Origin of the sequence: Streptomyces olivaceoviridis (genome assembly GCF_014650115.1) — a bacterium.
Classification (GTDB): domain Bacteria; phylum Actinomycetota; class Actinomycetes; order Streptomycetales; family Streptomycetaceae; genus Streptomyces; species Streptomyces olivaceoviridis.
The window spans coordinates 169,133-183,194 of record NZ_BMUI01000006.1; the positions used below are offsets into that span (position 1 = coordinate 169,133).

Here is a 14,062-nt window from a genome sequence, read left to right on the forward strand (position 1 = left end):
AGCACCACAAGGACACGCAAAAGCCGGTGCCGAGCACCCGAACGGCCGTCGGCACCGGCTAATTGACGCGTCGTCCGGTCAGCCGGCGAGGTTGTCCGCCAGCTCCTCGGTGAGGTTGGCCTCCGTGCCCGGGATGCCCAGGTCGGTGGCGCGCTTGTCGGCCATCGCCAGCAGCCGGCGGATACGGCCCGCGACCGCGTCCTTCGTCAGCGGCGGATCGGCGAGCGCGCCCAGCTCCTCCAGGGAGGCCTGCTTGTGCTCCATGCGCAGCCGCCCTGCCGCGGCCAGGTGCTCGGGCACCTCGTCGCCCAGGATCTCCAGGGCGCGCTGGACCCGGGCCCCGGCGGCCACGGCGGCACGGGCCGAACGGCGCAGATTGGCGTCGTCGAAGTTGGCGAGCCGGTTGGCCGTGGCCCGCACCTCGCGGCGCATCCGGCGCTCCTCCCAGGCCAGCACGGACTCATGGGCGCCCAGCCGGGTGAGCAGGGCACCGATCGCGTCACCGTCCCGGACGACCACCCGGTCCACCCCGCGCACCTCGCGGGCCTTCGCGGCGATCGACAGTCTGCGCGCGGCACCGACCAGCGCGAGCGCCGCCTCCGGGCCCGGGCAGGTCACCTCCAGCGACGAGGAACGGCCGGGCTCGGTCAGCGAGCCGTGCGCCAGGAAGGCACCGCGCCAGGCCGCCTCCGCGTCGCAGGTGGCCCCCGAGACCACCTGCGGGGGCAGACCGCGGATCGGGCGGCCCCGGCCGTCCACGAGACCCGTCTGCCGGGCCAGCTGGTCACCGCCCGCGACGACCCGTACGACATACCGCGAGCCGCGGCGCAGCCCGCCGGGCGCCATCACGATCAGCTCGGAGCTGTGCCCGAAGATCTCCAGGATGTCCCGCTTGAGCCGGCGCGCCGCCATCGCGGTGTCCAGCTCCGCCTCGATCACGATGCGCCCGCTCACCAGGTGGAGGCCTCCGGCGAACCGCAGAATGGCGGAGACCTCCGCCTTCCTGCAGCAGGTCCGGGTGACGGGTAGCCGGGAGATCTCGTCCTTCACCGCTGCCGTCATCGCCATGGGCCGATCCTTCCATGCATCCGAAAAATACGGTCGTACGCGGCGGCCAACAGCTCCGGATCGTGCCGGGGTGATCCGTCGGTCCGGGCCACCGGGGCCAGCTCGACCGCGGCTCCCAGCCGCTTGGCGGCCTCGGTGAGCGAGTCGCGGTCGGGCACGGCGGCCACGTCGGCCAGCACCACGTCCAGGGCGAGTTTAGGGGCGTGTCGCCCCAAAACCTCCAAATGACGCTGCGGGGAGAAGCCCTCGGTTTCTCCCGGCTGCGGCGCCAGGTTCAGCGAGAGCACCCGGCGCGCCTTGGTCTCGGTGAGGGCGTCCAGCAGCTCGGGGACGAGCAGGTGCGGGATGACCGAGGAGAACCAGGAACCGGGGCCGAGCACCACCCAGTCGGCGTCCAGGACCGCCGCCACGGCCTCGGGGACGGCGGGCGGGTCGTTGGGCACGAGGTGCACCGACTGCACCTCGCCGGGCGTCAGGGCCACGGTCGCCTGCCCGCGCACCGTGTCCACGTCGTCCGGGCGCTCCGGGTCGTGCCCCTTGACCAGGGCCTGGAGCTCCAGCGGCACGGCCGACATGGGCAGCACCCGCCCATGTGCGCCGAGCAGCTTGCCGACCAGGTCGAGGGCCTGCACATGGTCGCCGAGCTGCTCCCACAGGGCGACGATCAGCAGGTTGCCGACCGCGTGCTCGTGCAGCTCGCCCTGGGACTGGAAGCGGTGCTGGATGACCCGGGCCCAGGTCTGGCCCCAGTCGTCGTCCCCGCACAGCGCGGCCAGCGCCTTGCGCAGGTCGCCGGGCGGCAGCACGCCCAGCTCGTCCCGGAGTCGCCCGCTGGAGCCGCCGTCGTCGGCCACGGTGACGACGGCGGTGAGATCACCGGTGATCCGGCGCAGCGCGGCGAGCGAGGCGGACAGACCCATGCCGCCGCCGAGCGCGACCACCTTGGGCTGGGCGCCGCGCCGGCGGGGCCGCGCCCCGCGGGCCTCGGCCGAGCGGCCGGCGCGCGCCTCGGGCACCATCCGGCGCAGCCTGCTCAGCCGCGGTGTACGTTCCGTCATTCCCGTCCCATGTCCCGGTGCACGACCACCGTCTCCACGCCCTCGGCCGCGAGACGCGCGGCGAGCTTCTCCGACATCGCGACCGAGCGGTGCTTGCCGCCGGTACAGCCGATGGCGATGGTCACATACCGCTTGCCCTCGCGCCGGTAGCCGGCCGCGATGAGCCGCAGCAGTTCGGCGTACCGGTCGAGGAACTCCTTCGCACCGGGCTGGTTGAAGACATAGGCGGCGACCTCCTCGTTGAGGCCGGTGTAGGGACGCAGCTCCGGGACCCAGTGCGGGTTGGGCAGGAACCGCATGTCCGCGACCAGATCGGCGTCGACCGGAAGGCCGTACTTGAAGCCGAACGACATCACGGTGGCCCGCAGCTCGGGCTCCTCCTCGCCGGCGAACTGGGCGTCCATCTTGGCGCGCAGCTCGTGCACGTTGAGGCTGGAGGTGTCGATCACCAGGTCGGCGTCGCCGCGCAGCTCGCGCAGCAGCTCCCGCTCGGCGGCGATGCCGTCCACGATGCGTCCGTCGCCCTGGAGCGGGTGCGGGCGGCGCACCGACTCGAAGCGGCGGACCAGGGCCTCGTCGGAGGACTCCAGGAAGACGATCCGCCGGGTGACGCCCCGGGTGTCCAGGTCGGCGAGGGACTCGCGCAGGTTGTCGAAGAAGCGCCGGCCGCGCACGTCCACGACCACCGCGATCCGCGCCACGTTGCCCTGGGAGCGGGCTCCCAGCTCCACCATGGTGGGGATGAGGGCGGGCGGGAGGTTGTCGACGACGAACCAGCCGAGGTCCTCCAGACACTTCGCCGCCGTGGACCGGCCGGCCCCGGACATGCCGGAGATGATCACCAGCTCGGGGATGGCCGCCTCGGGGACCCCGGCTGTTTCGCTGCCCGTACTCACCTGTGCTCCGTTGTCCTGACCGGTGTCCTGACCGGTGTCCTGGTCGGTGCCGGGCCGGGCGGTGTCCCGGCCGGTGTCGTGCCGGGCGACATCGTCGCCCGTGCCGCTGTGCGCCTGATCTCGCTGTGCTGTGGGCTCTGCGTCGTACTCGGTCATGTCTCCTGCCCCCGTCGTTCGTCCGGGACGCCCGCGGTCACGGGCTCCCCCGAGGAACCCCCCGTCGTATCGGGTTCCTCGTCCTCAATGATCTCTCCGGTCGCCGTGTTCACGGCGGGAGCGGCCGGGGCCGCCTGGGCGAGAGCCACGGCGATGGTCTCGGCCGTCTTCCGGCCTATCCCGGGCACTTCCTGGATCTGCTCGATTGTGGCGGACCGCAGCTTCTTCACCGAGCCGAAATGCTTGATGAGCGCCTGTTTGCGGGTCTCGCCGAGGCCGGGGACGTCGTCCAGCGGGCCCGCGCGGAAACGCTTGGCACGCTTGGTCCGCTGGTAGGTGATCGCGAACCGGTGCGCCTCGTCGCGAACGCGCTGGAGCAGATAGAGACCCTCGCTGGTGCGGGGCAGCACCACCGGGTCGTCCTCGCCGGGCACCCAGACCTCCTCCAGGCGCTTGGCGAGGCCGCACACGGCGATGTCGTCGATGCCCAGCTCGTCCAGCGCGCGCCGGGCCGCCGCGACCTGCGGCTGACCACCGTCGACCACGACGAGCTGGGGCGGGTAGGCGAACTTCTTGGGACGGCCGTCGTCGTCCTTGAGGGAATCGGCGATCACCTCGGCGTCGGCGAGCACGGCACCGTCGTCGGGGAGGGAGCCGTTGGCGCCGGGGCCTCCGGCAAGGGGGGCGGGGGTGCCGGAGCCTCCGGTCAGGGGGGCGGGGGTGCCGGAGCCTCCGGTCAGGGGGGCGGGGGTGCCGGAGCCTCCGGTCAGGGGGGCGGGGGTGCCGGAGCCTGCGGCGAGGGAGCCGGGGGTGCCGGAGCCTCCGGTCAGGGGGGTGTCGGTACCGGAGCCTTGGGCTGGGGAGTCGTCGGTGCCGGAGCCTTCGGCCCACTCCCCCGTCCGCTCCTTCTCGGCGAGGTAGCGCTTGAAGCGGCGGGTGATCACCTCGTGCATGGAGCGGACGTCGTCCTGCCCGGCGAAGCCCTTGATCTGGAACCGCCGGTACTCGCTCTTGCGCTGCAAGCCGTCCTCGAAGACGACCATGGAGGCGACCACGTCGTCACCCTGGAGATGCGAGATGTCGTAGCACTCGATCCGCAGCGGGGCGCTGTCCAGGTCGAGGGCCTCGGCGATCTCCTCCAGCGCACGCGAGCGCGTGGTCAGGTCGGAGGCGCGCTTGGTCTTGTGCAGCGCGAGGGCCTGCTGGGCGTTGCGCTCCACGGTCTCCATGAGCGCCTTCTTGTCGCCGCGCTGCGGGATGCGCAGCGACACGTTCGACCCGCGACGGCCGGTCAGCCAATCCTGGACCGGCTCGACCGGCTCGGGCAGGGCCGGGACCAGCACCTCCTTGGGGACCGCGTCCCCGCTCTCCTCGCCGTACAGCTGCTGCAAGGCGTGCTCGACCAGGGCGCCGGTGGTGACCTCCTCGACCTTGTCGGTCACCCAGCCACGCTGACCGCGGACCCGGCCGCCACGCACATGGAAGATCTGCACAGCCGCCTCCAGCTCGTCCTCGGCGACGGCGATGAGGTCGGCGTCGGTCGCGTCGGCGAGTACGACCGCGTTCTTCTCCATGGCCTTCTTCAAGGCCCCGATGTCGTCCCGCAGGCGGGCCGCCCGCTCGTACTCCATCTCCTCGGCCGCCTCCATCATCTGCTTCTCCAGACGGCGGAGGTAGGTGCCGGTGCGGCCGGCCATGAAGTCGCAGAACTCCTCGGCCAGCTCCTGGTGGTCCTCGGGGGTGATCCGGCCGACACAGGGGGCGGAACACTTGCCGATGTAGCCGAGCAGGCAGGGCCGGCCGGTGCGGGCGGCGTTCTTGAAGACGCCGGCCGAGCAGGTGCGCACCGGGAAGACCCGCAGCAGCAGATCGACGGTGTCCCGGATGGCCCACGCGTGCGCGTAGGGCCCGAAGTAGCGGACGCCCTTCTTTTTGTGACCGCGCATCACCTGGACCCGCGGGAACTGCTCGTTCATCGTGACCGCGAGGTACGGGTAGCTCTTGTCGTCCCGGTACTTGACGTTGAACCGGGGGTCGTACTCCTTGATCCAGGAGTACTCCAGCTGGAGCGCCTCGACCTCCGTGGACACCACCGTCCACTCCACGGACGCTGCTGTGGTCACCATCGTCCGGGTGCGCGGGTGCAGGTTCGCCAGGTCCTGGAAGTAGTTCGCCAGGCGCTGGCGCAGGCTCTTCGCCTTTCCGACGTAGATCACCCGGCGGTGCTCGTCACGGAACCTGTACACCCCCGGAGAGTCCGGGATGTCTCCCGGCCTGGGGCGGTAGCTGGAGGGGTCGGCCATGTCTCACACCCTACTGGCGAGCACCGACACCGCGTCGGGCCTGTGGACAACGCCCACACCCGGACGGCGTCCGCGCGGCGGCCCCGCGGCACCCCTTCCGGCCTGCGGCCGGCCGGCGGTCTCTCTCGGGGGCTTGCGGGGTCTCCTGGCCATGGGGCACGCGCTGGGGTGAGCGGTACGAGGGTGGTAGGGCCGTAGGGCGGTAGGAGAGGAGACGGGGCACGGTCCGGGTCAAGAGGAGCGGACCGGAGACCGGGGCACGGACGCCCTCTCCTGACGTCCTCCACACCGCTCCTTCTGGCGACCTCCACGCCCCTCGGCCCGGCCGTCAGTCACCTTCCCGCCATGCCGGTGACGTCCCTCCCGGCGTCGTCCCTCCGGCCAAGCCCTGGATGAGGCAGGCGGCCACTCCCCCCGCCCCCGCCCACCTACCCCGCCCACCGGCAGCGGAACGACAGGAGCCGGCCAGTCGTCCGGAACGGCCGGGTCCCAGGTGTTGTCGGGTTCTGGTCAACACGCTTCAATGCGGGGGAACTCGGGGCCCTGCACACATGCGTACGGGCCGGCGCGGCATGCCCAGCCAGGCACGCCCGCGGTGCCCACGGGGGTGGCCCCGCACACCCGCACAGACGGTCTGACCAGCCGTAGCGACACCTCACAGAAAGGCCCCTCGGCATGCGGCATGCCACAGAGCACGCGGACGTCCCCACCGCGGAACTGGACACGGCCCTGCGCGGCGGCCCCTTCCATGTGGCGCTGCGCGCCGCGATCGCCGCACGCGGACTGCCGCTCCAGCGCGTCCAGCACCATCTGTCACGCCACGGGGTCAAGGTCGGCGTCACCAGCCTGAGTTACTGGCAGCAAGGTGCTCGCCGCCCGCAGCGCCCGGAGTCGCTGCGGGCCGTACGCGCGCTGGAGGAGATCCTCCAGCTACCGGACGAGTCGCTGATCCGGCTGCTCGCCGAGTCCGACGAGCGGGCGACGGCCGACCGTCCGGCGGGCCGCTCCTACCGCTCCCTGATCGAGGCCTCGGGCGTCGTGGACCGGCTCACCGCCGACCTCGGCTGGTCCCTGGACGGCGGGCTGCACACCGTGGGGCACCACGAGCGCGTCCGGATCGGCGCCCGCCGCGAGCTGGTGAGCCGCGAAGCCCACCACATCGTGCGGGCCCACCGCGACGGCGTCGACCGCTTCGTCGCCCTCCACCACGGCGACCTCGGCTGCGACCCGCGCCGTGTCACCGTGCACGCCCTGGAGAACTGCCGCACCGGTCGCCTCCGCTGGGACCAGGACACCGGCGTCCTCGTCGCCGAGTTGCTCTTCGGCACCCGGCTGCGCGCCGGCGACACCTTCCTCTTCCGGTACGGCATCGAGGACGGCACGGCCGGGACGTCCCGCGAGTATCTCCAGCGGTTCGGCTTCCCCGGCGGCCAGTACGCGCTCCAGGTGCGCTTCGACACGGCCGCGCTGCCGGTGCGCTGCCACCGCTTCGCCCAGCACTCGGCCGCGGCCCCGCGCAGCGGCCGGCAGGAGCTGCCCGTGACCAGTCCGCACCACTGTGCCCACCTGGTCGAGCCCCGGATCCGGCCGGGTGTCCTGGGGATCGCCTGGGACTGGGAGTGAGCTCACCCCCACGTCCGCACGCTGAGCCGGCCGTCCGCCCCCCGCTCCCGTCGGCCCGCGGCTCTTCGGTCAGTCCGCGGGACCGGCGACGATCCTGCCCTTCGCGGCCTTCACCGACAGCTCGGTCAGGGGCTCGGTGGCCGGCGCCTGGACCACCTTGCCCGTCACGGCATCGAACTCGCTGCCGTGACAGGGGCAGATCAGGGTCGTCCCCCGCAGCTTGTTGATGGGGCACCCGGCGTGCGTGCAGATCGTGCTGTACGCCTTCAGGGTGCCGTCCTCGGCACGGCTGACCACCACGTTGTGATCCCGGTAGAGCTTGGCCCCGCCCTTCGCGACCTCGTTCTCGGCGCCGAGGTCGACCGGTGTGGTGGGGGCGGCAGCGGCGGAACCACTGCCGTCCGGGGCCGAGCACGCGGCCAGGCCGAGCCCGGCGACCGGGGCCGCGGCGGCCCCTCGAAGGACAGTACGGCGGGTCGCGGAGGAGCGGGCGGGCATCTGGAACTCCACTGGTCAAGGGGTGTGCAGGGCGACGATACCCGGGCAGGGGGGCGGTCTGGCGGCGGGGGCCGCCCTGACAGACGGCGGTCCGGGAGCGGGGCCGCTCTGGCAGGGGGCGGGGCCGGATGTCCGCCCGAAGGGCGTCGAGGTCAGTCCAGCGGTGTGGAGGGAGGAGGCACCCAGGAACGTAAACGCTTACGTAAGCGTTTACGGGAGGCGGGCGCATGAGGTAGCGTCCGGCCGGAAGCTGAGAAGACCGGGGGCCGACGCCGACCGAACGGCAGCCTCGGGGAAGGGAGCGCGCATGGCCACCATGGCGGATGTCGCCCGTAGTGCCGGGGTCTCCGTGGCGACCGTTTCCCACGTGCTCAACGGCACGCGTCCGGTGCTCCCCCACACCCGCCAGGCCGTGCTCGACGCCGTGGACGCCCTCGGCTACACCCCGAACACCCTGGCCCGTTCCCTGGTGACCTCGCGCACCCGTTCCATCGGGCTTGCGGTGTCGGCCATCAGCAACCCGTACTTCACGGAGATCTTGCAAGGCGTCGAGACGGCTGCCCTGGAGGCGGGCTACAGCCTGCTCATCGCCGATCCGCATGACGACCCCCGGCACGAGCGCAAGGTCGTGCAGCTCCTCCATGAGCGCCGGGTGGACGGCATGATCGTCGCCCCGTCCGCCGAGCCGAGCGACCTCGTCGGCTACCTGCGCCGCCACGCCGTACCGACGGTATTCCTGGACCGGCTGGTCGACGCCCGCGCGACGGAGGACAGTTCACCGGGCGACGGTGCGGATGGTGCCGCCGCTTCGCCGAGCACCCCGTGCTTCGACCAGGTCTGTGCCGAGAGCGCCGCGCCGACGGCCCTGCTCGTGACCCATCTCGCCGGGCTGGGGCACCGCCGGATCGCCCTGGTCGCGGGCCTGCCCGGGCTCAGTACCACCAGCGAGCGCGTCTCCGGCTACCGGGAGGGCCTCATCGCGGCCGGTCTGGCATACGACGAGCGTCTCCTCGTGTCCGGCAACTCCGAGTCCGCCGGGGCCGAACGGGCCACGGCCGACCTGCTCGCCCTGCCCGATCCGCCCACCGCACTCGTCACCGCCAACAACGCGATGACCATCGGCGCGCTGCGCGCGCTGCGCCGGCACGGCCGGTCCGTTCCGGACGACCTCGCTCTGTGCTGCTTCGACGACTTCGCCTGGGCCGACCTGTTCTCGCCCCGGCTGACCGCCATCGCCCAGCCCAGCCGGGAGTTGGGCGCCCGTGCCGTCCGGGTGCTCCTGGACCGTCTGGCCGAGCCGGACCGGCCGGCCCGGACGGTCCGGCTGCCGTGTGCGTTCGTCCACCGCACGTCCTGCGGCTGCCCGGAGGAGCCGGGCAGCCGCGCTGGGGTCACCGCATCATCCACGCTTGCCGAGAAGGGAACCGCCTCGTGATCGTCGTCGCCGGTGAGGCACTGATCGACCTGGTTCCGCAGGGCCCCGGTGCCCTCGCGGACCTGAAGCCGGCGCTCGGCGGCGGCCCGTACAACACCGCCGTGGCGCTGGGCCGGCTCGGCTCCCGCACCGCCTTCCACTCCCGGACGTCGGACGACGCTTTCGGCGAGGCCCTGCTCGACGGGCTGCGGCGGGCCGGCGTCGATGTGTCCGGCGTCCAGCGGGGACCGGAACCGACGACCCTCGCCGTGGCCACGCTCGACGCCGCCGGTTCGGCCGCCTACTCCTTCTATGTCGACGGCACCGCCGACCGACTGTTCACGGCCTCGGCCGCGCTCCCCGCCGGTACGCGCGCGGTGTCCTTCGGCACCTGTTCGCTCGTCCTGGAACCGGGGGCGAGCGCCTACGAGGAGCTGATGCGGACCGCGGCCGGGCAGGGGCTGTTCACCGCCCTGGATCCCAACATCCGGGCGGGACTCATCCCGGACGCGGACGCCTACCGGGCACGCTTCAAGAGCTGGCTGCCCTCGGTGACGCTGCTGAAGCTGTCCGCGGAGGACGCGGCGTGGCTCGGCGGCACCCCGAGCGAGTGGCTGGCCGCGGGACCGGCGGCCGTGGTGGTCACGCGGGGCGGCGACGGTCTGACCGTGTTCACCCGGGACGGTGGGGAGCATTCCGTGCCGGGTGAGAAGGTCGATGTCGTGGACACCATCGGCGCCGGTGACACGGTGAACGCGGCCTTGCTGCACGGGCTGGCCGCCCGGGACGCGCTGTCCGCGGAAGCGCTCGCCGCCCTCGGGACGGAGGGCTGGACACGGCTGCTGCGCTTCGCGGCACGGGCGGCGGCGATCACCTGCTCGCGGGCGGGGGCCGAGCCGCCGTACGCGGCGGAGCTGGGCGGTTCGGCCGCGCTGTGAGCGGTCTGCTTTCCCTGTGCTGTTGACAAGGTACGGCCGGGCCTGCGGTGTGGCGGGGACCTGTCGGACCGCCGGACCGGGCTGGCTGATGGTGGAACGAACGGCGCCCCGCGGGAAGTTCCCGCGGGGCGCCGTATTTTCGATGGTGTGTCAGACGGCTCAGGCCTTACGGGCCCGCGTCGTCTTCTTCGCGGGCGTCGCCGTCTTCGTGGCCGTGGCCGCCTTCTTGGTCGCGGTGTTGTTGGCCTTGGCCGTCACCGTCTTCCTCGTCGACGACTTGGCCGCGGCCGTCTTCCGTGCCGTGCCGCCCCGCTGTGCCTTGACCGGCTCGGCGTCACTGATGCGGTCGGCGCCGAGGATCTCGCGCAGGAACTTGCCCGTGTGGCTCGCCGGAACCCCGGCGACCTCCTCCGGCGTGCCCTCGGCGACCACCAGGCCACCGCCGGCGCCGCCCTCCGGACCCATGTCCACGACCCAGTCGGCGGTCTTGATCACGTCGAGGTTGTGCTCGATGACGATGACCGTGTTGCCCTTGTCGACCAGTCCGCCGAGCACCGTCAGCAGCTTGCTGATGTCCTCGAAGTGCAGACCCGTGGTCGGCTCGTCCAGAACGTAGACCGTGCGTCCGGTGGACCGCTTCTGCAGTTCGCTGGCGAGCTTGACGCGCTGCGCCTCACCACCGGAGAGGGTGGTGGCGGACTGGCCGAGGCGGACGTAACCGAGGCCGACGTCGTTCAGCGTCCTGAGGTGACGGGAGATCGCCGGGACCGCCTCGAAGAAGTGCATGGCCTCCTCGATCGGCATGTTCAGCACCTCGGCGATGGACTTGCCCTTGTAGTGGACCTCCAGGGTCTCCCGGTTGTACCGGGCGCCGTGGCAGACCTCGCACGGGACGTAGACGTCCGGGAGGAAGTTCATCTCGATCTTGATGGTGCCGTCGCCCGCGCAGTTCTCGCAGCGGCCGCCCTTGACGTTGAAGGAGAAGCGTCCGGGCTGGTAGCCACGGACCTTCGCCTCGGTGGTCTCGGCGAACAGCTTGCGGATGTGGTCGAAGACACCGGTGTACGTCGCCGGGTTGGACCGCGGGGTGCGGCCGATCGGTGACTGGTCGACGTGCACGACCTTGTCGACCAGGTCGTCGCCGTCCACGCGCGTGTGCCGTCCGGGGACGGTCCGCGCGCCGTTCAGCTCGCGCGCCAGGTGCGTGTAGAGGATGTCGTTGACCAGGGTCGACTTGCCGGACCCGGAGACGCCGGTGACGGCCGTGAAGACACCCAGCGGGAAGGACACGTCGATGTCCTGGAGGTTGTTCTCACGGGCGCCGTGCACGGTGAGCCGCCGGGAGGGGTCGCGGGGGCGCCGTACGTCCGGGAGCGGGATCGACTTGCGGCCCGAGAGGTACGCGCCGGTCTGCGACTCGGTGTTGGCGAGCAGTTCCTTCACGGAGCCGCTGTGCACGACCTTGCCGCCGTGCTCACCGGCGCCGGGGCCGATGTCCACGATCCAGTCGGCGACCTTGATGGTGTCCTCGTCGTGCTCCACCACGATGAGCGTGTTGCCCATGTCGCGCAAGCGGACCAGGGTCTCGATCAGACGGTGGTTGTCCCGCTGGTGCAGGCCGATGGACGGCTCGTCCAGGACGTACAGCACGCCGACGAGGCCGGAGCCGATCTGGGTGGCGAGGCGGATGCGCTGGGCCTCGCCGCCGGAGAGGGTGCCGGCCGCGCGGTTGAGGGAGAGGTAGTCCAGGCCGACGTCGACCAGGAAGCGGAGCCGCTCGTTGACCTCCTTCAGAACCCGCTCGGCGATCTTCTTGTCGCGGGCGTTCAGCTTCAGCTCGCCCAGGAAGTCCGCGCAGTCGCTGATCGACATCGCGGAGACCTCGGCGATCGACTTCCCCATGATCGTGACCGCGAGGACGATCGGCTTCAGACGCGTGCCCTCGCAGGAGGGGCAGGGCACCTCGCGCATGTAGCCCTCGAAGCGCTCGCGGCTGGCGTCGCTCTCGGCCTCGCTGTGGCGGCGCTTGACGAAGGGCACCGCGCCCTCGAAGGGGGTGGTGTAGACCCGCTCACGGCCGTACCGGTTGCGGTAGCGCACCTCGATCTGGGTCTTGTGGCCGTAGAGCAGGGCCTTCTTGGCCCGCTGGGGCAGGCCCGCGAAGGGGATGTCCGTGCGGAAGCCGAGGGCGTCGGCCAGGGCGCCGATCAGGCGGCCGAAGTAGTCCTTGGTGTGGCCGTGCGACCACGGGTGGATGGCGCCCTCGTCCAGGGACTTGTCCTCGTCCGGGACGATCAGCTCCGGGTCGACCTCCATGCGCGTGCCGATGCCGGTGCACTCCGGACAGGCGCCGAAGGGCGAGTTGAAGGAGAAGGAGCGGGGCTCCAGCTCCTCGAAGGACAGGTCGTCGTACGGGCAGTACAGGTGCTCCGAGTACATGCGCTCGCGCTCGGGGTCGTCCTCGGGGAGGTCCACGAAGTCGAGCACGACCATGCCGCCGGACAGGCCGAGGGCGGTCTCCACGGAGTCGGTGAGGCGGCGCTTGGCGGAGTCCTTCACGGTGAGGCGGTCCACGACCACCTCGATGGTGTGCTTCTCCTGCTTCTTCAGGACCGGCGCCTCGGACAGCTGGACGGTCTGGCCGTCCACGCGCGCGCGGGAGTAGCCCTTGGTCTGGAGGTCTGCGAAGAGGTCGACGAACTCGCCCTTGCGCTCGCGCACCAGCGGGGACAGTACCTGGAAGCGGCTCCCCTCGGGCAGCTCCAGGACCTTGTCCACGATGGCCTGCGGCGACTGGCGCGAGATCGGGCGGCCGCACTCGGGGCAGTGCGGCTTGCCGATGCGCGCGAAGAGCAGACGCAGGTAGTCGTAGACCTCGGTGATCGTGCCGACCGTCGAGCGCGGGTTGCGCGAGGTCGACTTCTGGTCGATGGAGACCGCCGGGGAGAGGCCCTCGATGAAGTCGACGTCGGGCTTGTCCATCTGGCCGAGGAACTGCCGTGCGTACGAGGAGAGCGACTCCACGTAACGGCGCTGGCCCTCCGCGAAGATCGTGTCGAAGGCCAGGGAGGACTTGCCCGACCCGGACAGGCCCGTGAAGACGATGAGCGAGTCACGTGGCAGGTCGAGCGAGACATTCTTCAGGTTGTGCTCGCGCGCGCCACGGACGATGAGACGGTCGGCCACGCCGGTCCGCACCTTTCTTGAGAGAAGTGACAGGGGCGGGGCCCCTGTGCTTCTTCAGACTAGGGGGAGCCACTGACAACGCCGGTCGGGTTGCCCGGTTGCATAACAACCCCCGGCCATCCAGCATGCCCGACGCCGCCCCCGACCTTATAGCACGTGCATTCGATTTTCGGGCGGGGTTCGTCACCTTCACCCGAAGGAGTGGCCGGACTAGGGTCGGCGTCATGATGGATCACGCTCATGACCTGGCCTGTGTACGGGAAGCGACGGATCGGCTCCTCAGCGCGGTCACCGCCATGGACAACGCATCGCTCGCCGAGCCGTCACGGCTTCCGGGCTGGAGCCGCGGACACGTCCTGGCCCATCTCGCCCGCAACGCGGACGCGCTCGTGAACGTCCTCCAGGGCCGTCCCATGTACGCGAGCGCCGAGGCGCGGGACGCCGACATCGAGCGGGACGCCCCGCGCCCCGTGGAGGTCCAGGTCACCGACGTCCGGGAGAGCGCGGCCCGCTTCCAGACGGCCGGGGAGGCCCCTGCGGACTGGACGCGCACGGTGGAGCTGCGCAACGGAGTCACCGACTCCGCGTCCCGGGTGCCGTTCCGCCGGTGGGTGGAGGTGGAGCTGCACCACGTCGACCTCGGGACCGGGTACGAGCTGGAGGATCTTCCGGCGGAGTTCCTCGAGCGGGAGACCGGCTTCCTCACCGAGCGGTTCTCCGGGCACCCGGACGTCCCGGCGACCCGGGTCACGGACGGCACGCGCGCGTGGACGACCGGGCGCGCGGCGGACGAGCCCGGGATCACGGTCACCGGCCGGCCGGCGGACCTGGTGGGCTGGCTCGCCGGGCGCCGCGACGGGGCGGCGCTGGAGGTGCGGGGCGGGGCGCTGCCGGAACTGCCCCCGCTGTAGGGCGGACCGTG

At 71.8% G+C, this 14,062-nt stretch carries 10 protein-coding genes; 4 read left to right on the top strand and 6 right to left on the bottom strand.

What is annotated here, in order from left to right; translation table 11 throughout:
• Positions 1 to 78: 78 nt before the first annotated feature.
• From whiA to uvrC, 4 genes are read right to left on the bottom strand one after another with little or no spacing between them, the layout of a single operon-like run.
• Positions 79 to 1,068, bottom strand: coding sequence for a DNA-binding protein WhiA (gene whiA, locus IE273_RS14100; RefSeq protein WP_189815507.1), 990 nt, complete (start codon positions 1,066 to 1,068; stop codon positions 79 to 81).
• Positions 1,059 to 2,126 (bottom strand): gluconeogenesis factor YvcK family protein, encoded by a 1,068-nt coding sequence (locus IE273_RS14105; protein WP_189815508.1) that lies wholly within the window; start codon positions 2,124 to 2,126, stop codon positions 1,059 to 1,061. The genes whiA and IE273_RS14105 overlap by 10 nt, the downstream gene beginning before the upstream one ends.
• On the bottom strand, positions 2,123 to 3,178 hold the full coding sequence (rapZ, locus tag IE273_RS14110; protein WP_189815509.1) for an RNase adapter RapZ: 1,056 nt from the start codon (positions 3,176 to 3,178) through the stop codon (positions 2,123 to 2,125). Before rapZ ends, IE273_RS14105 begins: the two co-directional genes overlap by 4 nt.
• The gene (uvrC, locus tag IE273_RS14115) at positions 3,175 to 5,481 is read right to left on the bottom strand and encodes an excinuclease ABC subunit UvrC (protein WP_189815510.1); all 2,307 of its coding nucleotides are present in this window, start codon (positions 5,479 to 5,481) and stop codon (positions 3,175 to 3,177) included. The genes rapZ and uvrC overlap by 4 nt, the downstream gene beginning before the upstream one ends.
• Positions 5,482 to 6,156: 675 nt before the next feature.
• Between uvrC and IE273_RS14120 the strand changes: the two genes are divergently transcribed.
• The gene (locus IE273_RS14120; RefSeq protein WP_189815511.1) at positions 6,157 to 7,104 is read left to right on the top strand and encodes a hypothetical protein; all 948 of its coding nucleotides are present in this window, start codon (positions 6,157 to 6,159) and stop codon (positions 7,102 to 7,104) included.
• A gap of 69 nt (positions 7,105 to 7,173) precedes the next feature.
• Here IE273_RS14120 and IE273_RS14125 read toward each other — a convergent pair whose 3' ends face one another.
• Entirely contained in the window at positions 7,174 to 7,602 is a 429-nt protein-coding gene (locus IE273_RS14125; RefSeq protein ID WP_189815512.1) for a Rieske (2Fe-2S) protein, read from the bottom strand.
• A 307-nt stretch (positions 7,603 to 7,909) separates the two neighbouring features.
• On the opposite strand from IE273_RS14125, the gene IE273_RS14130 reads away from it, so the two are divergent.
• Both IE273_RS14130 and IE273_RS14135 read left to right on the top strand, forming a co-directional pair.
• Positions 7,910 to 9,037, top strand: a complete 1,128-nt coding sequence (locus tag IE273_RS14130) for a LacI family DNA-binding transcriptional regulator (RefSeq protein ID WP_189815513.1) — start codon at positions 7,910 to 7,912, stop codon at positions 9,035 to 9,037.
• On the top strand, positions 9,034 to 9,954 hold the full coding sequence (locus IE273_RS14135) for a carbohydrate kinase family protein (protein ID WP_189815514.1): 921 nt from the start codon (positions 9,034 to 9,036) through the stop codon (positions 9,952 to 9,954). Before IE273_RS14130 ends, IE273_RS14135 begins: the two co-directional genes overlap by 4 nt.
• Positions 9,955 to 10,113: 159 nt before the next feature.
• Here IE273_RS14135 and uvrA read toward each other — a convergent pair whose 3' ends face one another.
• Positions 10,114 to 13,140, bottom strand: coding sequence for an excinuclease ABC subunit UvrA (gene uvrA, locus IE273_RS14140; RefSeq protein WP_189815515.1), 3,027 nt, complete (start codon positions 13,138 to 13,140; stop codon positions 10,114 to 10,116).
• Between the two features lie 224 nt (positions 13,141 to 13,364).
• Between uvrA and IE273_RS14145 the strand changes: the two genes are divergently transcribed.
• Positions 13,365 to 14,051, top strand: a complete 687-nt coding sequence (locus IE273_RS14145; RefSeq protein ID WP_189815516.1) for a maleylpyruvate isomerase family mycothiol-dependent enzyme — start codon at positions 13,365 to 13,367, stop codon at positions 14,049 to 14,051.
• The last annotated feature ends 11 nt before the right edge of the window (positions 14,052 to 14,062 follow it).